The sequence below is a fragment of the Streptomyces sp. CRN 30 genome (assembly GCF_034105845.1).
Window position 1 is genome coordinate 18,074 of record NZ_JAVRHI010000482.1, and the last position, 21,404, is coordinate 39,477.

General features: G+C 73.5%; 19 protein-coding genes and 1 pseudogene. 9 read left to right on the plus strand and 11 right to left on the minus strand.

Annotated elements, in window-relative coordinates:
- Window positions 1-691 precede the first annotated feature (691 nt).
- The 3 genes and pseudogenes from UW392_RS54480 to UW392_RS54490 form a co-directional block, all read right to left on the minus strand.
- Window positions 692-1,606: pseudogene (locus tag UW392_RS54480) on the minus strand (DMT family transporter); the annotation flags it as partial.
- 79 nt (window positions 1,607-1,685) lie between these two features.
- Window positions 1,686-2,399, minus strand: coding sequence for a winged helix-turn-helix domain-containing protein (locus UW392_RS54485; RefSeq protein ID WP_320782910.1), 714 nt, complete (start codon window positions 2,397-2,399; stop codon window positions 1,686-1,688).
- 111 nt (window positions 2,400-2,510) lie between these two features.
- Window positions 2,511-3,161 (minus strand): TetR/AcrR family transcriptional regulator, encoded by a 651-nt coding sequence (locus UW392_RS54490; RefSeq protein WP_320782911.1) that lies wholly within the window; start codon window positions 3,159-3,161, stop codon window positions 2,511-2,513.
- A 75-nt stretch (window positions 3,162-3,236) separates the two neighbouring features.
- Here UW392_RS54490 and UW392_RS54495 point away from each other — a divergent pair, with 75 nt between their 5' ends.
- The 3 genes from UW392_RS54495 to UW392_RS54505 all read left to right on the plus strand — a co-directional run bounded on the left by UW392_RS54495 (window position 3,237) and on the right by UW392_RS54505 (window position 5,515).
- Entirely contained in the window at window positions 3,237-4,388 is a 1,152-nt protein-coding gene (locus UW392_RS54495) for an acyl-CoA dehydrogenase family protein (RefSeq protein WP_320782912.1), read from the plus strand.
- Window positions 4,389-4,449: 61 nt separating this feature from the next.
- Window positions 4,450-4,737, plus strand: coding sequence for a YiaA/YiaB family inner membrane protein (locus UW392_RS54500; RefSeq protein ID WP_320782913.1), 288 nt, complete (start codon window positions 4,450-4,452; stop codon window positions 4,735-4,737).
- A 115-nt stretch (window positions 4,738-4,852) separates the two neighbouring features.
- Window positions 4,853-5,515, plus strand: a complete 663-nt coding sequence (locus UW392_RS54505; protein WP_320782914.1) for a TetR/AcrR family transcriptional regulator — start codon at window positions 4,853-4,855, stop codon at window positions 5,513-5,515.
- On the opposite strand, the gene UW392_RS54510 is transcribed toward UW392_RS54505, so the two are convergent.
- Complete coding sequence (locus UW392_RS54510) at window positions 5,506-5,967, minus strand: MaoC family dehydratase (RefSeq protein WP_320782915.1); 462 nt, start codon at window positions 5,965-5,967, stop codon at window positions 5,506-5,508. The genes UW392_RS54505 and UW392_RS54510 overlap by 10 nt on opposite strands.
- 116 nt (window positions 5,968-6,083) lie before the next feature.
- On the opposite strand from UW392_RS54510, the gene soxR reads away from it, so the two are divergent.
- Window positions 6,084-6,545, plus strand: coding sequence for a redox-sensitive transcriptional activator SoxR (gene soxR, locus UW392_RS54515; protein ID WP_320782916.1), 462 nt, complete (start codon window positions 6,084-6,086; stop codon window positions 6,543-6,545).
- A 166-nt stretch (window positions 6,546-6,711) separates the two neighbouring features.
- On the opposite strand, the gene UW392_RS54520 is transcribed toward soxR, so the two are convergent.
- Both UW392_RS54520 and UW392_RS54525 read right to left on the minus strand, forming a co-directional pair.
- A complete protein-coding gene (locus UW392_RS54520) occupies window positions 6,712-7,443 on the minus strand; it encodes a 3-keto-5-aminohexanoate cleavage protein (protein WP_320782917.1) in 732 nt (243 codons plus the stop codon).
- A gap of 194 nt (window positions 7,444-7,637) precedes the next feature.
- On the minus strand, window positions 7,638-8,240 hold the full coding sequence (locus UW392_RS54525; RefSeq protein WP_320782918.1) for a hypothetical protein: 603 nt from the start codon (window positions 8,238-8,240) through the stop codon (window positions 7,638-7,640).
- A 268-nt stretch (window positions 8,241-8,508) separates the two neighbouring features.
- Here UW392_RS54525 and UW392_RS54530 point away from each other — a divergent pair, with 268 nt between their 5' ends.
- Window positions 8,509-11,292 (plus strand): penicillin acylase family protein, encoded by a 2,784-nt coding sequence (locus tag UW392_RS54530; protein WP_320782919.1) that lies wholly within the window; start codon window positions 8,509-8,511, stop codon window positions 11,290-11,292.
- A 28-nt stretch (window positions 11,293-11,320) separates the two neighbouring features.
- On the opposite strand, the gene UW392_RS54535 is transcribed toward UW392_RS54530, so the two are convergent.
- The gene (locus UW392_RS54535; RefSeq protein ID WP_320782920.1) at window positions 11,321-12,640 is read right to left on the minus strand and encodes a serine-threonine protein kinase; all 1,320 of its coding nucleotides are present in this window, start codon (window positions 12,638-12,640) and stop codon (window positions 11,321-11,323) included.
- 95 nt (window positions 12,641-12,735) lie between these two features.
- Window positions 12,736-13,977 (minus strand): DUF1343 domain-containing protein, encoded by a 1,242-nt coding sequence (locus tag UW392_RS54540; RefSeq protein ID WP_320782921.1) that lies wholly within the window; start codon window positions 13,975-13,977, stop codon window positions 12,736-12,738.
- A gap of 176 nt (window positions 13,978-14,153) precedes the next feature.
- Here UW392_RS54540 and UW392_RS54545 point away from each other — a divergent pair, with 176 nt between their 5' ends.
- From UW392_RS54545 to UW392_RS54555, 3 genes are all read left to right on the plus strand, one after another.
- Complete coding sequence (locus UW392_RS54545) at window positions 14,154-14,921, plus strand: SDR family oxidoreductase (protein ID WP_320782922.1); 768 nt, start codon at window positions 14,154-14,156, stop codon at window positions 14,919-14,921.
- Window positions 14,918-16,765, plus strand: coding sequence for a class I adenylate-forming enzyme family protein (locus UW392_RS54550; RefSeq protein ID WP_320782923.1), 1,848 nt, complete (start codon window positions 14,918-14,920; stop codon window positions 16,763-16,765). Before UW392_RS54545 ends, UW392_RS54550 begins: the two co-directional genes overlap by 4 nt.
- 63 nt (window positions 16,766-16,828) lie before the next feature.
- Window positions 16,829-17,422 (plus strand): TetR/AcrR family transcriptional regulator, encoded by a 594-nt coding sequence (locus UW392_RS54555; RefSeq protein WP_320782924.1) that lies wholly within the window; start codon window positions 16,829-16,831, stop codon window positions 17,420-17,422.
- A gap of 65 nt (window positions 17,423-17,487) precedes the next feature.
- Here the strand turns inward: UW392_RS54555 and UW392_RS54560 are convergent, their stop codons facing one another.
- From UW392_RS54560 to UW392_RS54570, 3 genes are all read right to left on the minus strand, one after another.
- Window positions 17,488-18,702 (minus strand): acyl-CoA dehydrogenase family protein, encoded by a 1,215-nt coding sequence (locus UW392_RS54560; RefSeq protein WP_320782925.1) that lies wholly within the window; start codon window positions 18,700-18,702, stop codon window positions 17,488-17,490.
- Between the two features lie 5 nt (window positions 18,703-18,707).
- A complete protein-coding gene (locus tag UW392_RS54565; protein WP_320782926.1) occupies window positions 18,708-19,730 on the minus strand; it encodes a phosphotransferase family protein in 1,023 nt (340 codons plus the stop codon).
- A 171-nt stretch (window positions 19,731-19,901) separates the two neighbouring features.
- Complete coding sequence (locus UW392_RS54570) at window positions 19,902-20,198, minus strand: hypothetical protein (RefSeq protein WP_320782927.1); 297 nt, start codon at window positions 20,196-20,198, stop codon at window positions 19,902-19,904.
- 119 nt (window positions 20,199-20,317) lie between these two features.
- On the opposite strand from UW392_RS54570, the gene UW392_RS54575 reads away from it, so the two are divergent.
- On the plus strand, window positions 20,318-21,259 hold the full coding sequence (locus tag UW392_RS54575) for an NADP-dependent oxidoreductase (RefSeq protein ID WP_320782928.1): 942 nt from the start codon (window positions 20,318-20,320) through the stop codon (window positions 21,257-21,259).
- Window positions 21,260-21,404: the final 145 nt, after the last annotated feature.

Sequence of the window (21,404 nt, forward strand, 5' to 3'; positions counted from 1 at the left end):
CGAACGGCTCTGGACCGCCCCGAGGTGCTCCGAGCCGTCCCAAGCCACCCGGAGCGGCCCTGTGCGGCCCCGAGGTGCTCCGAGCCGTCCCAAGCCACCCGGAGCGGCCCTGGGCGGCCCCGAGGTGCCCCGAGCCAGCCGTAGCTACCCCGAGCGGCCCCGGGCGGCCCCGAGGCCCCAAGCGGCCCCGAGGCGCCTCGGCCAGAGGCCCCGGGCGGCTTTGAAGCACCGGAGCCACCCGGAGCGGCCCCAGGCGGCCCCGGGGCCCCAAGAGGCCCCAAACGGCCTCGCGCCGAGCCGCCCCCAGCGGCTTTCGGCCGCGGGGCGCCGCTCGTCGTGCGGGCCGTCCGGCCCCGTCCCGGCGCGTCCCGGCGGGAGCTTCTCAGGGCCGCGGGGTGGGCGCGGGCCACTCCGCCTCGCCCGCTGCCTCCGCCTCGCCCGCCGCCTTGGCTTCGCCCGCCGTCCCGGCGATGTACGCCGCCTCGGCTTCGCCCGCCGTCCCGGCCACGTACGCCGTCCCGGCTTCGCCCGCCGCTCCCGCTTCGCCCGCCGCTCCGGCTACGTACACCGTCCCGGTCACGCCCGCTGTCGGCCCGGTCCGGGCCCCGGTCCGGGTCCCGGACCCGGTCCCGCTCGGGGTCCCGGCCCCGGTCCCGCTCGGGGTCCCGGTCCCGCTCGGGGTCCCGGTCCCGGTCGGGACCCCGGTCCCGGACCCAGACCGGGACCGGGACCGGGACCGAGAGACGGCAACGCCGGTCAGGCAGAGGAGGCCGCCTGCCAGGGTGAGGGTGCCCGGGACCTCGTCCAGCAGGGCCCAGGACATGAGGACCACCAGCGCGGGCACCGCGTACGTCGTCGCGCCCATCCGGCTGGCGGTCGTCCGGGCCAGCGCGTACGCCCAGGTCGTGAAGGCCAGCGCGGTGGGGAAGACGCCCAGGTACACCATGTTGAGCGTCGCGGACAGCGGCGCGTCGGCCGCCTGGGTCACCAGTTGCCCGGCGAACGGCAGACAGACCACCGCCCCCACCGCGCAGCCCCAGGTCGTGACCTGAAGGGCACTCGCGTGGGCCAGCGCGGGCTTCTGGGAGACGACCCCGGCCGCGTACGCCCCGGCGGCCAGCAGACACAGCACCACCCCGAGCACCGAGGCACCGCCCTCACCCGACATCGACAGCCCCACGGTCACCGCACCGGCGAACGACACCGCCATCCCGGCCAGCAGCCGCGGCGGCAGCGCGTCGCCGAGCAGCCGCGCCCCGAGCAGCGCGATGAGGATCGGCCCGGTGTTCACGACGAGCGCGGCCGTACCGGCGTCCACCTGCTGCTCACCCCAGTTGAGGGCGACCATGTAGAAGCCGAACCACAGCAGGCCGGATATGGCGATGCCCCGCCAGGCCGCGCGCGGCGGCAGCCCCTCCCGCCGGACGAGGCAGATCAGCCCGAGCACCAGGACCCCGGACAGCAGCCGCCCGAGCGCCAGCGCTCCCGGCGCGTAGGAGTCGCCCGCACTGCGGATGGAGACGAACGCGGAGGCCCACAGGACGACGGTGACCGCGGCCGCGCCGGCGGCGAGCAGCTGTGGGCGTCGGAAAGCGGAGGGGGACATCATGCTCCAGAGGCTAGGGAGGGTGACGACGGGAAGCTCGCGATTTTCGGACCCGACGGCGGCCGGTCACGGGCAGGGCTCAGCACAGGTCCGCCTCCGCCACCCCCAGCAGCTCCGACAGCGCCCGCGCCCCCGCCGCCGTCACCCGCACCGCCCGCTCCGTACCGATCCGCACGCACCACCCCGCGTCGAGCGCGTGCCGGCACAGTGCCGCGCCCGCCACCCCGGCCAGGTGCGGCCGCCGCTCGGTCCAGTCCAGGCAGGCCCGCGCCAGCGGCCGCCGCCCGGTGCGCACCAGCGGTATCCCGGTCGCGCCGAACCAGGCCACCCCCGCGTCCGTGAGCGCGAACCCGGTGTCCTGGCGCAGCAGCCCCCGCGCGGTCAGCGCGTCGGTCACGGCGATCCCGAGCCGCCCGGCGAGATGGTCGTAGCAGGTGCGCCCGCGGGCCATCGCCGCCCCGGCACCCGCCCCGGCCAGGCCCCGGGGGCGCCGCACGAGGGCCCGCGGCCCCACCCGCGCGGCCAGGTCCTCCACCAGCTGCGCGACCCGGGCGTCGGCCAGCCGAACGTACCGGTGCCTGCCCTGCCGCTCCTCGGCCAGCAGGCCGCCCGCGACGAGCTTGCCGAGGTGCTCGCTGAGGGTCGAGGGCGCGACCCGGGCGTGCCGCGCCAGCTCACCGGCGGTCCACGCCCGCCCGTCGAGCAGCGCCAGCAGACAGGCCGCCCGGGTCTCGTCGGCGATCAGCCGCGCCAGCCGCGCGAGCCCGGCCGCGCCCAAGTCCCCGGCGGTCATCCGGACTCCCCGGCGGTCATCCGGACCTCTCGGCGGTCGGTCCGCTGCGACTTCTCCGTGGTCATACGGCCAGCATGCGCCACGGACGGTTCGGCGGGCGCCGAACCGTTCTCAGCCCTCGCGCGTGAGCCGCTCGTACTGTCCGGACAGCCCGTCCAGCAGCGCCGCGAGCCCCGTCTCGAAGGCCCGTTCGTCGATCTTCTCCTGCCGCTCGGCGAGCCGGTGCGCCTGCTGGAGGTGGGGATAGTCGGCGGGGTCGTACGCCTCCGCGTCGTCGGGGAAGCCCCCGGCGAAGGAGCCCAGCGCGGAGCCCATGACGAAGTACCGCATCAGCGCGCCGATGGAGGTGGCCTGCGCCGGGGGCCAGCCGGCGTCCACCATCGCGCCGTAGACGGCGTCGGCGAGGCGCAGCGCGGACGGGCGGCGGCCGGGGCCGTGGGCGAGGACGGGGACGATGTTCGGGTGGTCGCGCAGGGCGGCCCGGTAGGAGACGGCCCAGTCGTGCAGCGCGGTCCGCCAGGGCCGGCCGTCCTCGAACATCGACAGGTCGACCTGTCCGCTGACCGAGTCGGCGACCGCCTCCAGGATCTCGTCCTTGGTGCGGAAGTGGTTGTAGAGCGAGGGCCCGCTGACGCCCAGCTCCGCCGCGAGCCGGCGGGTGGAGACGGCCGCCAGCCCCTCCGCGTCCACCAGCGCGCGGGCCGCCGCGACGATCCGGTCGGTGCTGAGCAGGGGCTTGCGCGGTCGGGCCATGGCGCACATAGTAGGGCTGCGACTGGAAACTAGCAGTGCTAATTTACGTACTGCTCTACGTGTGATCCTGTGAGGTGGCTCGGCGTGGACCTGGAGCTCAGCGAGGAGCAGACCGCCGTACGGCAGCTCGCCCGGGACTTCGTGGAGCGCGAGATCGCGCCGCACGTCGTGGCCTGGGACCGCGCCGAGGAGGTCGACCGGGGAATCGTGAAGAAGCTCGGCGAGGTCGGCTTCCTCGGCCTGACCGTCGACGAGGAGTACGGCGGCTCCGGCGGCGACCACCTCGCGTACTGCCTGGTCACCGAGGAGCTGGGCCGCGGCGACTCCTCCGTGCGCGGCATCGTCTCCGTCTCCCTCGGCCTGGTCGCCAAGACCGTCGCCGCCTGGGGCGACGAGGAGCAGAAGCGCCGCTGGCTGCCGGGGCTGACCTCCGGCGCGTACGTCGGCTGCTTCGGCCTGACCGAGCCGGGCACGGGGTCCGACGCGGGCAACCTCTCCACGCGGGCGGTGCGCGACGGCGGCGACTACGTCATCAACGGCACCAAGATGTTCATCACCAACGGCACCTGGGCCGACGTCGTCCTGCTCTTCGCCCGTTCCACCGACGCCCCCGGCCACAGGGGCGTCTCCGCCTTCCTGGTGCCCACCGACACCCCCGGCCTCACCCGCCGCACCGTCCACGGCAAGCTCGGCCTGCGCGGCCAGGCCACCGCGGAACTGGTCCTGGAGGACGTCCGCGTCCCCGCCTCCGCGCTGCTGGCCCCCGAGGGCAAGGGCTTCTCCGTCGCCATGTCGGCCCTCGCCAAGGGCCGGATGTCGGTCGCGGCCGGCTGTGTCGGCATCGCCCAGGCCGCGCTGGACGCGGCCGTGCGGTACGCGGGGGAGCGCGAGCAGTTCGGCAAGACCATCGCCCGTCACCAACTGGTGCAGGAGCTGATCAGCGACATCGCCGTCGACGTGGACGCCGCGCGGCTGCTGACCTGGCGGGTCGCCGACCTGATCGACCGCGGTCAGCCGTTCACCGTGGAGTCCTCCAAGGCCAAGCTGTTCGCCTCGGAGGCCGCCGTACGCGCCGCCAACAACGCCCTCCAGGTTTTCGGCGGCTACGGCTACATCGACGAGTACCCGGCGGGCAAGCTGCTGCGCGACGCGCGCGTGATGACCCTCTACGAGGGCACCAGCCAGATCCAGAAGCTGGTCATCGGGCGCGCTCTGACCGGAGTGTCGGCGTTCTGAGTACGAAGGCTGAGTAGTCCGGCGGATGTGGCCGCCGCCGCGTCCGCCGACGCTTGTCCCCATGAGCGACACACCGGTCAAGCAGCAGTCCACGGCCGCCTTCTACGGACAGGCCGTCGCGTCCTTCGCGGTCGCCATCGTCGCGACCGCCGTCGGCATCTTCAACCTGGAGGCCGACGCCTGGGTGCGGGCCTTCCTGGGCATCGCGGTCCTCTACCTCGTCACCTCCTCCTTCACCCTCGCCAAGATCATCCGGGACCGCCAGGAGGCCGGGCAGATCGTCAGCCGCGTCGACCAGGCGCGGGTGGAGCAGCTGCTCTCCCAGCACGATCCCTTCCAGAAGCTCTAGCCACTTCTCCTCCGCTCCCACCCCGCCTCCGCCTCCGCCCCTCCCGCCGCCCTAAGCGGCCGCTCAGCTTCGGCGGTATGGTGGACCTCCTGTCACCGAGAGGGGCGAGAAGGCGATGAGTACGGCGGAGGAGACCAGGGGCGGCGAGACCGAGCCCTGGAGCGAGGTCACCCCCGACGCGGCCCGGCGACTGCTGGTCGCCGCGGTGGAGGCCTTCGCCGAGCGCGGTTACCACGCCACGACCACCCGGGACATCGCGGGGCGGGCCGGGATGAGCCCGGCCGCCCTCTACATCCACTACAAGACCAAGGAAGAGCTGCTCCACCGCATCAGCCGGATCGGGCACGACAAGGCGCTGGACATCCTCCGCACCGCGGCCCGCGGCGACGGCGGCGCGACCGAGCGGCTCGCCGACGCGGTCTCCTCCTTCGTCCGCTGGCACGCGGGGCGGCGCACCACCGCGCTCGTCGTCCAGTACGAGCTGGACGCGCTCGGCCCGGACGCCCGCGCGGAGATCGTCGCGCTGCGCCGGCAGTGCGACGCAGAGGTGCGCGGGATCATCGAGGACGGCGTCGCCACGGGCGAGTTCGAGGTGCTCGACCTCAAGGGCACGACGCTGGCCGTGCTCTCCCTCTGCATCGACGTCGCCCGGTGGTTCAACATCCGCGGGCCCCGGACGCCGGACGAGGTCGGCGCGCTCTACGCCGACCTCGTGCTGCGGATGGTGGGCGCGAAGACGCCGCCCGGCGACGGGAAGCGGCCGGGCGCTCAGAGGTAGTAGCGCGAGACGGACTCCGCCACGCACACCGGCTTGTCGCCGCCCTCGCGCTCCACGGTGAACGCGACGGACACCTGGACGCCGCCGGTCACGTCCTCGACGTTCGTGATCGACGCCGTCGCGCGCACCCGCGAGCCGACCGGCACGGGGGCGGGGAAACGGACCTTGTTGGTGCCGTAGTTGACGCCCATCCGCACGCCCTCGACGGCGATCAGCTGCGGGCCGAAGAGCGGCAGCAGGGACAGCGTGAGGTAGCCGTGCGCGATGGTGGTGCCGAACGGGCCCGCGGCGGCCTTCTCCGGGTCCACGTGGATCCACTGGTGGTCGCCGGTCGCCTCCGCGAACAGGTCGATCCGCTTCTGGTCGACCTCCAGCCAGTCGGTGTACCCCAACCGCTCGCCCACCGCCGCCTTCAGATCGTCGGCGGAGGTGAAGATCCTCGGCTCTGCCATGTCCCGGCCTCCCACGAGATGTCGTCCCGCTTGTCTAAGCGACTGCTTAGCATGGTCGGACGGGCGGTGTCTGTCAACGGAACCGGCCGTGCGCGGAGGTGGGTAGGCTCCGAGGGGTGCCCCAGATCCCAGAGAAGATCCACGAGCTCACGGTCGGCCAGGTCGCCGCGCGCAGCGGTGCCGCCGTCTCCGCCCTGCACTTCTACGAGTCCAAGGGCCTGATCAGCAGCCGCCGCACGGCGGGCAACCAACGCCGCTACTGTCGCGACACCTTGCGCCGCGTCGCCTTCATCCGGGCGGCTCAGCGGGTCGGCATTCCGCTCGCCACGATCCGGGCGGCGCTCGCCGAACTGCCCGAGGAGCGGACGCCCACCCGGGACGACTGGGCGCACCTCTCCGAGGTGTGGCGGTCGGAACTGGACGAGCGGATCGCGCAGTTGAACCGGCTGCGGGATCATCTGACCGACTGCATCGGGTGCGGGTGTCTGTCGTTGGACACGTGTGTGCTGTCCAATCCGGACGATGTGTTCGGGGAGCGGCGGGCGGGGTCTCGGCTGATGGTCGAGTCGAAGCGGTGAGGTTCGCGGTGCGGGTGGGTTTTTTGCGCAGTTCCCCGCGCCCCTGGTGAGGGGTGGTTCGGTCGTCTGGCCGTGCGGGTTGGGGGTGGCTGGGTGCGCAGTTCCCCGCGCCCCTGGGGGGCGTGCGGGTTGGGGGTGGTTTGGTGCGGCGTTTCCTGCGCCCCTGTTAGGGGCGTTGGTGTCGGGTGGTGGTCAGGAGGGGGAGGGCCTCGGTCAGTAGCTGTGCGTTTGATGTCGCTCTTCGGCCGTCGGGGAGGTGGAGGGTGTCCTCCAGGCCGATGCGGGTGGCAAGGGACAGGCGGGCGGCCAGGCGCAGGACCGGCCAGGCGGCGTCGTCCTCGCCGTGCAGGAGGACCGGGCGGCCGTGTGCCGGGCCCAGGGCTGACAGCAGGTCCCGGGCGGTGCCGGGCGCCGTCGCCGGGTCGGTGTCGGTGACCTCCGCCAGAACACGCAGGACCCTCGGGCCGAGGGGCGAGCGGGCGAAGCGGGCCGCGCCGTCCGTGCCGGACCAGATGCCCGCCTCGACGCCGACGCCCCGCTCCAGCAGGGCGGCGGCGACCTCCTCGGCGCCGGGCTCGTGCCAGTTGACCGAGGCGTGGTCGGGCAGCACCGTCCAGCTCCGGACCCGCCGTACCCGGTCGGCCGGCGCGGGTTCCGCCCAGGCGCCCGTGGTGACGCCCACCGGTACGGACACCCGGGCCCGCACCGCCGTCAGCGTGGCCGCCAGTACCCGGGGCGACAGCGTGTCCCTCCCGCACGGGGTCTTCGGATGGACATGGAGGTCCGTCGCCCCGGCGGCCACGGCCCCGGCCGCCGAGCCGGCCACCGCCCCGGCGGACAGCGGCACCACGGCACCGTCCCGCGCGCCACGCGCTCCGTTCACACACACCTGCACCATGCTCCGATGGTGCCCGCCGTTCCCTCGGCCAAGCCGTTCAGGCGGTGCGGGGGCGTCCGTACGCCCTGCCGCACCACCCCCCATCGGCCGCACCCCTCCGTCGCACCTCGTGCGGGCACCGGGCGGAGCCGGAGCCGTCGCACCTCGTGCGGACGCCGGTCACCCCCGCGTCCGTCGCGCCTTGCCTCGGCCGGCTAGGCCGTCACCAGCAGCCGTCCGCGCCGGGTGGCCACCAGGGCCTCCGGGGTGAGCACCGGGCGCGGCACCAGGATGCCGCAGTCCGCGCAGACCGGACCCGCCGACGGCTCGTGGTCCAGGTCGTACCGCCACGCGAGCCGCTCACCCGCGCACACCGGGCACGTCGCCCCCGGCTCGCGCTCCAGCGCGAGGATCAGCCGGCGCAGTACCTCGGCCAGCGGCTCACGGGGGTGGAGCCGCGGATCGTCGCACCACGCCACGCCGAAACCGCCCCAGGTCAGCCGGTGCCAGTCGTCCACGCTGCCCGGCCGGCGCAGCCCGTCGTGCTTCTCCCTCCTGCGGCGCGCGGCGAACTCCACCTCGTAGGCGAGCCACACCGACCGCGCCTGTTCCAGCTCCTCCAACGCGGCCACCAGCCGCGCCGGGTCGGGAGACCTGTCCTCCGGCCCGAACCCCCAGCGCGAGCACAGGTGGTCCCACGTCGCCCTGTGTCCGTAGGGAGCGAACCGCTCAAGGCACTTGCGCAGCGAGTAGCGCCGCAGCGCCAGGTCGGACCGCGGATCGCGGACCTGTCTCGCCAGACTCCGGAAACCGGCCATCGCCCTGCACCTCCGTCACACCTGCACCTGTATTCCGGTCACTTCGGCGTCGTCGTACGGACGTCGCCGAATAGACGTATCGACACGCGATTCGGCTCCATCCGATTTCCGATGGCCTCCATAACCCGGCCGGACCGCCTCCCGAGTCGACTCCTGTGACCTGTGTGTCCGCTGTGCTGACTCTGAAAAGTGACGCATGTTCATCTTCAATCCCGGGGATACCGGCGGTAACGTCCGGCCACCTTCGTCCCCGTCGGCAGGAGCCGCCATGTCACGGCGCACCCCACGCACCGCCCTCGACAGACTGAGAACTCCCCGCAGAAGTCACGGGTTCCTGAAGACCGCCTCGGTATGCGCGCTCATTGCCGGTCTTTTGTCACCGCTTTCCCCGGCGTTTGCGGCCGAGTCCGCCCCGCCCGCCGAACCGGCCGCCGTCGCCGCCGCGGCCGACCACTGCGGCGGACAGTGCTCCGACATCCTGCCGCCCGGCCAGAACGGCAACGCCACCCTCGCCCAGATCCTCCTCAACCAGGCGTTCGGCACCCAGCCCGCGCACGCCGAGGACCAGCTCGGCCCGTACGCCGGCCTCGCCAAGGGCTATCCGTCCCTCACCGGCGCCACGATCAACTCCTTCTTCAACGACGCCTCGTTCGGCGTCCCGGCGGGCCAGGTCGAATCGACCGTCCGCCCGGCGGGCCGCACCGACGTCACGATCGTCCGCGACAAGAAGACCGGTGTGCCGCACATCACCGGCACCACGCGCTACGGCACCGAGTTCGGCGCCGGGTACGCGGCCGCCCAGGACCGGCTGTGGCTGATGGACCTCTTCCGGCACGTCGGCCGCGGCGAGCTGACCTCCTTCGCGGGCGGCGCCCCCGCCAACCAGGGCCTGGAGCAGCAGTTCTGGCGCAGCGCGCCGTACACCGACGCCGAGCTGGAGGCCCAGATCACCACCGCCGCCGAGTCGGCCGGCGAACGCGGCGAACTGGCCCTGGCCGACGTCGAGGCGTACATCGCCGGGATCAACGCCTACATCGACACCTCCGACAAGGCCCGCGACTTCCCCGGTGAGTACGTGCTGACCGGCCACAAGAACGCCCTCACCAACGCCGGCACCATCGAGCACTTCGAGCCCGCCGACCTGATAGCCCTGGCCTCCGTCATCGGTGCGCTCTTCGGCTCCGGCGGCGGGGGCGAGGTCGGCAACGCGCTGTCGCTGCTGGCCGCCCAGGAGCGGTACGGCGTCGCCGAGGGCACCGAGGTCTGGGAGTCCTTCCGCCAGCGGGACGACCCCGAGGCCGTCCGCACCGTCCACGAGGGCGACTTCCCGTACCTCACCCCGCCCGCTAACCCGCGGGACCGGGCCCTGCCCGACGCCGGTTCGGTCCGGGCCGAACCCCTCGTGTACGACCGTACGGGCAGCGCCGCGGCGCAGACCGCCGCCACCGGTCTCTCCTCCGCGCGACGCGGCATGTCCAACGCCCTCGTCGTCAGCGGCGAGCACACCGCGAGCGGCCACCCCGTCGCCGTCTTCGGACCGCAGACCGGTTACTTCGCCCCCCAGCTGCTGATGCTCCAGGAGATCCAGGGCCCCGGCATCAGCGCCCGCGGCGCCTCCTTCGCCGGCCTGAGCATGTACGTCGAGCTGGGCCGCGGCCAGGACTACGCGTGGAGCGCGACCACCTCGGGCCAGGACATCATCGACACCTACGCCGTCGAGCTGTGCCAGGACGACCAGCACTACCTGTACCGCGGCACCTGCACGGCGATGGAGAAGGTCGAGCGGAAGAACGCCTGGCAGCCGACCACGGCCGACTCCACCGCCGCCGGCTCCTACACGATGCGGGTCTGGCGCACGAAGTACGGCCCCGTGGAGTACCGCGCGACGGTCGGCGGCAAGAAGGTCGCCTACGTCTCGCTGCGCTCGTCCTTCCTGCACGAGGCCGACTCCATCATCGGCTTCCAGATGCTGAACGACCCGGAGTACGTGAAGGGCCCGGCGGACTTCCAGCGGGCCGTGCAGAACATCAACTACACCTTCAACTGGTTCTACGCCGACTCCGAGCACACCGCGTACTACAACAGCGGCGACAACCCGGTGCGCGCGGCCGGCGTCGACGCCGACTTCCCCGTCTGGGCCCGCCCCGAGGGGGAGTGGCAGGGCTGGGACCCGGCGGAGAACACCGCCGACTACACCCCGCCCGCCGCGCACCCGCACTCCACGGACCAGGACTACTACATCTCCTGGAACAACAAGGTGGCCCGCGGCTACACCGCCGCCTCCTGGGGCAACGGCTCCGTCCACCGCGGCGACCTGCTCGACGACCGGGTGCGGGAACTCGTCGACCAGGGCGGCGTGACCCGGACCTCGCTCGTCAAGGCGATGGCCGACGCCGGCCTCGCCGACCTGCGCGCCGAGGACGTGCTGCCGAAGCTCCTCGAGGTGATCGACGCCTCGCCCGTGACCGACACCGCCGCCAAGGCGGCCGTCGACAAGGTCCGGGCGTGGCTTGCGGCGGGCGGCAAGCGCACCGAGACGTCGGCCGGTTCCAGGACGTACGCGCACGCCGACGCCGTCCGGATCATGGACGCGTGGTGGCCGCTGCTGGTGAAGGCCGAGTTCGAACCCGGCCTCGGCGGCGATCTCTACTCCGCCTTCACCGCCAACCTGTCCGTGGACGAGGCGCCCTCCGCCGCGCACGGCCCGACCGGCGGACACGCCGGCAGCGCCTTCCAGTACGGCTGGTGGAGCTTTGTCGACAAGGACGTACGGGCGGTGCTCGGGGAGTCCGTCGACGGCCCCCTCGCCCGCGCCTACTGCGGCGACGGCGACGCGGCCGACTGCCGGGACGTCCTGCTCACCACCCTGAAGGCCGCGGCGGGCAGGACGGCCGCCCAGGTCTACCCCGGCGACGACAACTGCGCCGCGGGCGACCAGTGGTGCGCCGACTCGATCGTCCACCGCACCCTGGGCGGCATCAAACACGGCGGCATCAGCTGGCAGAACCGCCCCACCTACCAGCAGGTGGTGGAGTTCACGTCCCACCGCTGAGCGGGACGGGACCGGTGGCGGCGGGCGGTCAGCGGACGCGGCCCGCCGCCAGCACCAGCCGGGCCAGCTCCGCGTGCAGGACGTCGCTGTGCGCGCCGCCCGGCGGCCCGCCGCGCCGGACCACGGCCGCCGCGTCGACGTTCACGCACCCGGAGTGGGGCAGCCCGCCGCGCACCGCCTCGGTGAGGGTGCACGCGCGCGTGCCGGGCACCGCCCGGACGCCGTCGTACCCCAGCGCGCCCCACCGGTCGCCGGACCCCCGCCCGGCACCGGCGGGCGCGGCCGCCCGGTCGTCGCCCGCCAGCCGCGACGCCAGGGGGTAGAACGTGCCGAGCGACGCGTCGTACCGGGAGTGGGAGCAGACCAGGGGACCGTCGACCCGGTGCTGCCGGCCCCGGAGCACCCCCTCCGCGCGCGGGTCGTGCGGCAGGCGGTCGGCGAACGCGTAGTGCGAGAACGCCCCTTGGAGCAGCGTCACCGACTTCACGGTGCGCACCCCCTCGGGCAGTCCGCGCAGTGCGAACGACACCAGCCGCGCGCCGAAGCTGTGCCCCACCAGGTGCACCCGCACCCCGGGCGCCGCCTGGGCCAGCCGCCCCAGCAGCGGGCCCAGACCCCGCTCGCCGACGGTCCCCGCGCGGCGCTTCATCGCGTAGTACGTCGCCTGCCGCAGCAGTTCGCGCGCGCCCTCCCAGGGGTCGGGCAGGGACAGTCCGCGCAGCTCGCCGGGTGGCGGACCGTGCGCCGCGACCGCCCGCGCGAACTCCGCGCAGACCTCCGCCGCCGGCGCCGTGAACATCCGCGGCTCGCCCGCGGAGCCGCCGGGCCCGACCGTGTCCGCGGCGAACAGCGCCTGCGGACCCGGCGGCACCAGCTCCACCAGCAGCCGCACCACCCAGCGGAACTCCTCCAGTTCGCCCTCCTCGGGCGACCGCGCCTCCAGCATCCGCGCCACCTGCTCGACCATCACGTCCCGGCCCGGGAAGACCTCCTGGAGGGCGTGGCGCGTGTCCTTGTCCAGCGCCGGGGGCCGTACCGGCCCGCCCGTCGTGGAAAGCGGGAGGTCCGGGACCGGCTCGTCGGCGAACCGCATCGACGGCCAGAGCAGGCAGACGTACCCGACGCGCGCGTTCGGCACCAGCCCGGGGACCGGCGCGAAGAAGCGGCCGCACAGCCGGGTGGCGAGCGCCCGGTCGTTGTTCCAGCCGTGCGCGAAGACGAGCAGGTCGCGTACGCCGCGGCCCGCCGCCCCCGCGAGCAGCCGGTCCCGGCGGCGGCCGTCGGGATCGCCGTCCGCGTCGAAGGACAGCTCCCAGTACGGGAACACGCTCGTCGAGGCGCCCGCCATGGCCGGCTCCCTCCTGCGCGGCAGGGATGCTCCGTGCCCGTATCGTCCTGCCGCGCGGCACGGTTGGCCAGCCGTGCCCGGGGGCGCCGTCGGCGTCAGCGGTGGACGAGGTAGCGCGCGCGTACCCGCCGGAACGCCGCCAGCTCCTCCTGCCAGCCGGCCACCACCTCGTCGGTGTCCGCACCGGCGTCGATCATCGTGCGCACCCGCGCGGACCCGGTCAGCTTGTCGATCCACTGATCCGACCGCCAGGCGAACCCGTCCCAGACGCGGCCGGCGGTCACCAGCAGGGCGATGCCCGTCCGCACCGGATCGAACGCCGCGCGGTCGTGCACATGGAGCTGAACGCCCCCGACGGTCCTCCCCGCGAACTTGGAGAAGGTCGGTGCGAAGTACGCCTCCCTGAACCGCACGCCGGGCAGGTCCAGTCCGTTCACCGCCTCGGCCCACGCCCCGTCGATCCCCTCCGCGCCCAGCAGCTCGAACGGCCGGGTGGTGCCGCGCCCCTCGGAGAGGTTGGTGCCCTCGAAGAGACACGTCCCCGAGTACACCAGCGCCGTCTCGGGGGTGGGCATGTTGGGGCTCGGCGGCACCCACGGCAGCCCGGAGGCGTCGTAGAAGTCGGAGCGCCGCCAGCCGCTCATCGGCACGGTCTCCAGCTCGACGGGTGCCGTCAGGAACTCACCGTTGAACAGCCGCGCCAGCTCGACGACGGTCATCCCGTGCGCCTGCGCGATCGGCCGCCGCCCGACGAAGGTGGCGAACTCCGGGTGCAGGACCGGCCCGAGCGCCGCCCGCCCGGTCACCGGGTTCGGCCGGTCCAGGACCACGAACCGCTTGCCCGCCAGCGCGGCGGCCTCCATGCAGTCGTACAGCGTCCAGATGTACGTGTAGAAACGCGCCCCCACGTCCTGGATGTCGAAGACGACGGTGTCCACGCCGGAGGCGGTGAAGACGTCCGCGAGCGGCTGCCCGCTCTTGAGGTAGGTGTCGTAGACCGGCAGCCCGGTCGCCGGGTCGTCGTGGCGGCCCTCGGAGCCGCCCGCCTGCGCGGTGCCGCGGAAGCCGTGCTCGGGGCCGAAGACGGCGGTGAGGGCGACCCGGTCGTCGGCGTGCATGACGTCCACGATGTGGCGGACGTCCCGGGTGATGCCGGTGGGGTTGGTGACGACGCCGACCCGCTCGCCGTCGAGCAGGGCGTAGCCGTCGGCGGCCAGCCGCTCGAAGCCGGTGCGCGGGCGCCGTCCGCCGCCCGCGGTACCGGCCTCGGCCGTACCGGTGGAGGCCGCGACCGCGGCGGTCGTCGTCGCGAGCAGAGTCCGTCTGGACAGTGTCATGCCCACGCACGCTAGTGCCCGGTCCGCCCCGGCGGAACGAGGCGGACCGGGGAACACCCCTTCCGCCTCACATACCGACTGGTTAGTCTGTCGCCGAGCCGTAGAGGGACGTACAGAGACGTACAGAGTCGTGTTGCGTCGTGTTGCGTCGCGTTGCGTCGCGTCGAAGGAGACCGATGGTGGAAACCGTGCGGGATGCCCGGGTCGTCGTCACCGGAGCGGGAGGCGGCATCGGGGCCGCGCTGGCCCGCCGCTTCGCCGCCGAGGGCGCCCGGGTCGTGGTCAACGACCTGGACGCGGACCGGGCGCAGAAGATCGCCGACGAGATATCCGCCGTCGCGGTCCCCGGCGACGCCTCCCGGATCGTCGACGAGGCCCGCGAGGCGCTGGGCGGCACCGTCGACGTCTGGTGCGCCAACGCGGGCGTCGGCTCCGGCGGCACCGAGGCCGCCGACGAGACGGTCTGGGCCCAGGCGTGGGACGTCAACGTGATGGCCCACGTCCGCGCCGCCCACGCCCTGCTGCCCGGCTGGCTGGAGCGCGGCGGCGGCCGGTTCGTCTCCACCGTCTCCGCGGCCGGACTCCTCACCATGATCGGTGCCGCGCCCTACAGCGTCACCAAGCACGGGGCCTACGCCTTCGCCGAGTGGCTGTCCCTCACCTACCGCCACCGCGGTGTCAAGGTGCACGCGATCTGCCCGCAGGGCGTGCGCACCGACATGCTCACCGCGAGCGGCAGCGCCGGCGACCTGGTCCTCGCGCCGACCGCCATCGAACCCGAGGACGTCGCGGACGCCCTCTTCCGGGGCATCGAGGAGGACCGCTTCCTGATCCTGCCGCACCCCGAGGTAGCCGACTACTACCGGGCACGGGCCGCCGAACCGGACCGCTGGCTGGGCGGCATGAACAGACTCCAGCGCCAGTGGGAGGCGACCGACCGATGAACGAACACCCGCCCGCCAAGCCTTCGGTTCCTGCCGAGCCCTCGGCTTCTGCCGGTCACTCGGTCCCCACTGGTCACTCGGTCCCTGCCGAGCCCTCGGCTCCCGTCGGTCACCCGGCCCCCGCCGAGCCCTCGGCTCCCGCCGGTCACCCGGCCCCCGCCGGTAACTCCGCCACCCCCGGCCACCCGGCCGCCGCCTCCCGCTACGCCGCCAAGCCCTGGCTGGACCTGCTCACCGACGTTCAGAAGGCGCCGCTGCACCCCGACACCTCGCTGGTGCACGCCCTGCGCCGGGCCGTCGCCGACACCCCCGACCGGGACTTCCTCGCCTACTTCGACGGCCGCCTCACCTACCGCGAGGTGGACGAGCTGAGCGACTCCGTCGCCGGTCACCTCGCCGCCCGCGGCCTGGAACGCGGGCAGCGCGTCGCGGTCGTCCTGCAGAACTCCCCGCACTTCGTGCTCGCCGTGCTCGGCGCCTGGAAGGCGGGCGGCGTCGTCGTCCCCGTCAACCCCATGTACAAGTCGGCGGAGGTCCGCCACGTCCTCGACGACGCCGGGGCGACCGCGCTGATCTGCTCCGACCGGGCCTGGGCGGCGTACCTGCGCGACACGGCGGCCGGCTCGCCGGTGCGGATCGCGCTCACCGCCTGCGAACTGGACTTCCAGACCCGCGGGGACGCGCGCGTGCTGACCTTCGAGCGGCAGCCCGCGGCCGACGCCGACGACCTCACCGAGGCGGCCCGCGCCGGCCTCCCCGCCCCGGCCGAGCGCGACCCGGACGCCACCGACACCGCGCTGATCAGCTACACCTCCGGCACCAGCGGCACCCCCAAGGGCGCCACCAACACCCACCGCAACATCATGTACAACGCCGAGCGGCAGCGCACCGGGCTCGGCCTGCCCGACGCCCCGGTCTACTTCGCGCTGGCCCCGCTCTTCCACATCACCGGCATGGTCTGCCAGCTCGGCGCCTGCCTGAACAGCGGCGGCACGCTCGTGCTCGCCTACCGCTTCGAGGCGGGCGTCGTCCTCGACGCGTTCGCCGAGCACCGGCCGCACTACACCGTCGGACCGTCCACCGCGTTCATGGCGCTGGCCGCCCACCCGGACGTCACCCGCGAGCACTTCGCGTCCTTCACCAACATCTCCTCCGGCGGCGCCCCGCTGCCGCCCGCCCTGGTGGAGAAGTTCCGCGCGGGCTTCGGACCGTACATCCGCAACGGCTACGGCCTCACCGAGTGCACCGCCCCCTGCGCCTCCGTCCCGCCGCACCTCGAAGCGCCCGTCGACCCCGGCTCCGGCACCCTCGCGGTCGGCGTGCCCGGACCCGAGACGGTCGTCCGCGTCCTCGACGAGCACGGCGCGGAGGTGCCGTTCGGGGAACAGGGCGAGATCGTCGTCAGCGGCCCCCAGGTCGTCCCCGGCTACTGGCGCCGCCCCGACGCCACCGCCGAGACCTTCCCCGGCGGCGAACTGCGCACCGGCGACATCGGCTTCATGGACGAACAGGGCTGGCTGTACGTCGTCGACCGGAAGAAGGACATGATCAACGCGTCCGGCTTCAAGGTCTGGCCGCGCGAGGTCGAGGACGTCCTCTACACCCATCCGGCGGTGCGGGAGGCCGCCGTCGTCGGGGTGCCCGACGGCTACCGCGGGGAGACCGTCAAGGCGTACATCAGCCTCCGCCCCGGCGCCGCGGCGGACCCCGACGCACTCGCCGCGTACTGCGGAGAGAGACTGGCCGCCTACAAGTATCCGCGGCAGGTGGAGATCCTGCCCGACCTGCCGAAGACGGCGAGTGGCAAGATCCTCCGTCGGGAACTGCGTTCCCGAGGCGACTAGCGGTGTGAACGACGACTGGCAGTGCGCACGACTGGCAGTGTGACGGAAAGGCAGGTGGCGGCAGTGCCCAGGACGACGGACGGGGACGGCACCCCGGTACCCCAGCGGCTCCTGGCCGCCGCCACCCGGCTCTTCGCGGAGCAGGGCTACGACCGCACCTCGGTGCAGGAGATCGTCGAGGCGGCCGGCGTCACCAAGGGCGCGCTGTACCACTACTTCGGCTCCAAGGACGATCTGCTGCACGAGGTGTACGCGCGCGTGCTCCGTCTCCAGCAGGAGCGCCTGGACACCTTCGCGGGCGCCGACGCGCCGGTCGAGCGGCGGCTGCGGGACGCGGCGGCCGACGTCGTCGTCACCACCATCGACAACCTCGACGACGCGTCGATCTTCTTCCGCTCCATGCACCACCTCAGCCCCGAGAAGAACCGGCAGGTGCGTGCCGAGCGCCGGCGCTACCACGAACGTTTCCGCGCGCTGGTCGAGGAGGGTCAGAACTCCGGTGTCTTCACCAAGGAGACCCCCGCCGACCTCGTCGTGGACTACCACTTCGGTTCCGTCCACCACCTGTCGACCTGGTACCGCCCCGACGGCCCGCTCAGCCCCCAGCAGGTCGCCGACAACCTGGCCGACCTGCTGCTCCGCGCCCTGCGCCCCTGAGCCGACGAAGAAGGGGGCGGGCACCGGTCGGTGACCGGTGCCCGCCCACTTCCGTACGTCCCCGCTCAGAGGTACTTCTTCAGCTCCCGCCGTGCCAGCGACCGCTGGTGCACCTCGTCCGGACCGTCGGCGAGCATCAGCGTGCGGGCACCCGCGTACAGCTCGGCCAGCGGGAAGTCCTGGCTCACCCCGCCCGCGCCGTGCAGCTGGATCGCCCGGTCGAGGATGTCGACGACCGTCCGCGGCGTCGCGATCTTGATGGCCTGGATCTCCGTGTGCGCGCCCCGGTTGCCGACGGTGTCCATCATCCAGGCGGTCTTCAGCACCAGCAGCCGCAGCTGCTCGACGGCCACACGCGCGTCGGCGATCCAGTTCTGGACGACGCCCTGCTGGGCCAGCGGCTTGCCGAACGCGGTGCGCGAGACGGCCCGCCGGCACATCAGCTCGATCGCCCTCTCCGCCATGCCGATCAACCGCATGCAGTGGTGGATACGGCCAGGACCGAGGCGGGCCTGCGCGATGGCGAACCCGCCGCCCTCCTCGCCGATCAGGTTCGACGCCGGCACGCGCGCGTGGTCGAAGACGACCTCGGCGTGGCCGCCGTGCCAGTGGTCCTCGTAGCCGAACACCCGCATCGCGCGCTTCACGGTGACGCCCGGGGTGTCGCGCGGCACCAGCACCATCGACTGCTGGCGGCGGATGTCGACACCGTCCGGGTCGGTCTTGCCCATCACGATGAAGATCTTGCAGTCCGGGTTCATCGCTCCGGAGATGTACCACTTGCGGCCGGTGACGACGTACTCGTCGCCCTGGCGCTCGATGTGCGTGGTGATGTTGGTGGCGTCCGAGGAGGCCACCTCCGGCTCGGTCATCGCGAACGCCGAGCGGATCTCACCGGCCAGCAGCGGCTCCAGCCACGCCTTCTTCTGCGCCTCGTCCCCGAACTGGGCGAGGACCTCCATGTTCCCGGTGTCCGGCGCCGCGCAGTTGGTGGCGGTGGGCGCCAGCTGCGGGCTGCGGCCGGTGATCTCCGCGAGCGGCGCGTACTGGAGGTTGGTGAGGCCCGCCCCGTGCTCGGCGTCGGGCAGGAAGAGGTTCCACAGGCCCTGCCGGCGGGCTTCGGCCTTGAGTTCCCCGACGACCTCCGGCATCTCCCAGGGCGACGCCGCGCGGGCGCGCTGCTCGTCGGCCACCCGCTCGGCCGGGTACACGTGCTCCTCCAGGAAGGCCAGCAGCCTGGCGCGGAGTTCCTCGGTGCGGGCGTCGAACGCGAAGTCCATGCCGGTCAGCCTTCCTGAAGAGTGGTCAGTCCGTGCTCGATGAAGACGGGCACCAGGTCGCCGATGCGGTCGAAGCCCGGTCCGACCGTCTGCCCCAGCGTGTAGCGGTAGTGGATGCCCTCCAGGATCACGGCGAGCTTGAACCAGGCGAACGCCGTGTACCAGGAGACGCCCGAGACGTCGCGCCCCGAGCGCGCCGCGTAGCGCTCGATCAGCTCCTGGGGAGCGGGGTGGCCGGGTGCCCGTGCGGTGGTGGAGACGGGGGAGTCCGGCATCCCGAGCGGCTGGCTGTACATCACCAGCAGTCCGAGGTCGGTCAGCGGATCGCCGAGCGTGGACATCTCCCAGTCCAGTACGGCCCTGATCCGCTCGTCGTCGCCGATCAGCACGTTGTCCAGCCGGTAGTCGCCGTGCACGACGGACGGCGCGGGGGAGTGCGGCAGTTCCCGGCCGAGCGTGGCGTGCAGCTCGTCGATGCCGGCCAGCTCCCGGTCGCGGGAGGCGTCGAGCTGCTTGGCCCAGCGGCGCAGCTGCCGGTCGAGGAAACCCTCCGGCCGCCCGAAGTCGGCGAGGCCCACCGCGGCCGGCTCCACGGAGTGCAGCTCGACGAGCGTGTCCACCAGGTTGAACACCGCGTCTCGGGTGCGCTCGGGGCCCAGCGGGGTGAGCTGCTCCGCCGTGCGGTACGGCGTGCCCTCGACGAACTCCATGACGTAGAACGGCGCCCCGAGCACCTCCTCGTCCTCGCACAGCAGCACGGTGCGGGGGACCGGGACCCCGGTCGGGTGCAGGGCGCTGATCACCCGGTGCTCGCGCCGCATGTCGTGCGCGGTGGCCAGCACGTGGCCGAGCGGGGGGCGCCGGACCACCCAGCGGGAGGCGCCGTCGGTGACCGTGTAGGTGAGGTTGGACCGTCCGCCCTCGATCAGCCGGCCGGTCAGCGGGCCGGTCACCAGCCCGGGCCGTTCCCGATCGAGCAGGCCGCGCAGCCGGTCGGGGTCGAGTCCGGGCGGGTGGTCGGGGCTCATCGGCGCTCCTGAGGGCGGGGGACGGCAGGGACGGTACCGGGATCATGATGCCGACCGGTCGGTATGCCGTCCAGAGGGGCGACCGGAACGTGATCTGCGCCACGGCGCGACGGCGCCCCCGCGGATGGGCGGGGGCGCCGTGACTGCCGCGGGGGAGTCCTCAGTGAACTCTCAGTGGTCGTCCCAGTGGCCGTCGTGGGCCGCATGCCGGTGGCCGTCGTGCAGGTAGTCGACGTGGTCGCCGTGGCGCACGCGCGCGTGGCCGCACTCCTCGTCGTGCCGGTGGTCGTGGCCCGCGTGGGTGACGTGCGCGGCGGGGTCGCACTCGTCCCAGTGCTCGCCGTGCTCGCGGTGCAGGTGCCCGTCGTGCGCGTAGTCGACGTGGTCGCCGTGACGCACCTCGGTGTGCCCGCAGGCCGGGCCGTGCGTGTGCGGGTGGGTGGTGTGCTCCTGGTGCAGGGTGGTCATGGTGCCGTGCTCGCTTTCGGGACGCCGGTCGCGCTGCCGTCGGACAGGCTGCCACGCTGGTCCGACATATCTGGACATTCGGGTTGCGTGGCGTCCGGGTACCCCGGAAGGTCGGAGCCATGAAGGCGATCAGCTACGCACGGTACGGCGGCCCCGAGGTACTGGAGTACGGGGAGGTCGCGGACCCGCGCCTGGGCCCCGACACCGTGCTGGTGGAGGTCCGCGCGGTCGGCGTCAATCCCGTCGACGGCAAGTGCCGCGAGGGTCACCTCGACGCGCTCCTCCAGCCCGTCTTCCCGGTCGTACCCGGCTGGGACCTCTCCGGCGTGGTGGTCCGGCCCGGCGCCGCCGTCACCGAGTTCGGCACCGGCGACGAGGTCATCGGCTACGTACGGGAGGACTTCCTCTCCCGCGGCACCCTCGCGGAGTACGTCGCGGCGCCCGTGCGCACGCTCGCCCGCAAGCCGCGCAACCTCTCCCATCAGGAGGCGGCCGGACTGCCGCTGGCGGGCCTGACCGCGCTCCAGGTGATGGAGAAGGTGCTGCGGGTGCGGCGCGGCGACACCGTTCTCGTGCACGCGGCGGCCGGCGGTGTCGGCTCGATCGCCGTCCAGCTCGGCCGGCACCTGGGCGCCCGCGTCATCGGCACGGCGAGCGAGCGCAACCACGGTTACGTCCGCGGCCTCGGCGGCGAGCCGGTCGCGTACGGGGAGGGGCTGGCCGAGCGGGTGCGGGGCCTGGCCCCCGAGGGCGTCGACGCGGCGTTCGACACGGTCGGCGGAGAGACGCTCAAGATCTCGGCCAACCTGCTGGCCCCCGAGGGCCGCCTCGCCTCCATCGCCGACCCCGGCGTCGTCGAGTACGGCGGGCAGTACTGCTTCGTCCGGCCGGACGCCGACGACCTGCTGCGCCTGACGGAACTGGCCGAACGCGACGCGGTGGCGGTCCACGTCTCGGAGACGTTCCCACTGGAGCGCGCGGCGGACGCCTACCGCACCAACGAGAAGTCCCACACCCGCGGCAAGATCGTGGTGACACTGGGCTCCAACGACCGGAGCTGAGGCACCCTCGGCATCCCCCCGCCCGGCCGCCCGGCCCGCCGGCATCCCCGCCCCGCACACCGCAGCCGTGCGCAGTACCCCTCGGCCGACGAGCAGCGCCCCCGCCCCGCTGCCCGCCGCCCCCCGCATGGCCGACGCCTCCCGG

Coding starts and splice junctions, on each gene's coding strand:
- UW392_RS54485 (WP_320782910.1), bottom strand. CDS start 2,399: ATGACCGCCGGGGACTTGGGCGCGGCCGGGCTCGCGCGGCTGGCGCGG.
- UW392_RS54490 (WP_320782911.1), bottom strand. CDS start 3,161: ATGTGCGCCATGGCCCGACCGCGCAAGCCCCTGCTCAGCACCGACCGG.
- UW392_RS54500 (WP_320782913.1), top strand. CDS start 4,450: ATGAGCGACACACCGGTCAAGCAGCAGTCCACGGCCGCCTTCTACGGA.
- UW392_RS54505 (WP_320782914.1), top strand. CDS start 4,853: ATGAGTACGGCGGAGGAGACCAGGGGCGGCGAGACCGAGCCCTGGAGC.
- UW392_RS54510 (WP_320782915.1), bottom strand. CDS start 5,967: ATGGCAGAGCCGAGGATCTTCACCTCCGCCGACGATCTGAAGGCGGCG.
- UW392_RS54520 (WP_320782917.1), bottom strand. CDS start 7,443: ATGGTGCAGGTGTGTGTGAACGGAGCGCGTGGCGCGCGGGACGGTGCC.
- UW392_RS54525 (WP_320782918.1), bottom strand. CDS start 8,240: ATGGCCGGTTTCCGGAGTCTGGCGAGACAGGTCCGCGATCCGCGGTCC.
- UW392_RS54530 (WP_320782919.1), top strand. CDS start 8,509: ATGTCACGGCGCACCCCACGCACCGCCCTCGACAGACTGAGAACTCCC.
- UW392_RS54535 (WP_320782920.1), bottom strand. CDS start 12,640: ATGGCGGGCGCCTCGACGAGCGTGTTCCCGTACTGGGAGCTGTCCTTC.
- UW392_RS54540 (WP_320782921.1), bottom strand. CDS start 13,977: ATGACACTGTCCAGACGGACTCTGCTCGCGACGACGACCGCCGCGGTC.
- UW392_RS54545 (WP_320782922.1), top strand. CDS start 14,154: ATGGTGGAAACCGTGCGGGATGCCCGGGTCGTCGTCACCGGAGCGGGA.
- UW392_RS54550 (WP_320782923.1), top strand. CDS start 14,918: ATGAACGAACACCCGCCCGCCAAGCCTTCGGTTCCTGCCGAGCCCTCG.
- UW392_RS54560 (WP_320782925.1), bottom strand. CDS start 18,702: ATGGACTTCGCGTTCGACGCCCGCACCGAGGAACTCCGCGCCAGGCTG.
- UW392_RS54565 (WP_320782926.1), bottom strand. CDS start 19,730: ATGAGCCCCGACCACCCGCCCGGACTCGACCCCGACCGGCTGCGCGGC.
- UW392_RS54570 (WP_320782927.1), bottom strand. CDS start 20,198: ATGACCACCCTGCACCAGGAGCACACCACCCACCCGCACACGCACGGC.
- UW392_RS54575 (WP_320782928.1), top strand. CDS start 20,318: ATGAAGGCGATCAGCTACGCACGGTACGGCGGCCCCGAGGTACTGGAG.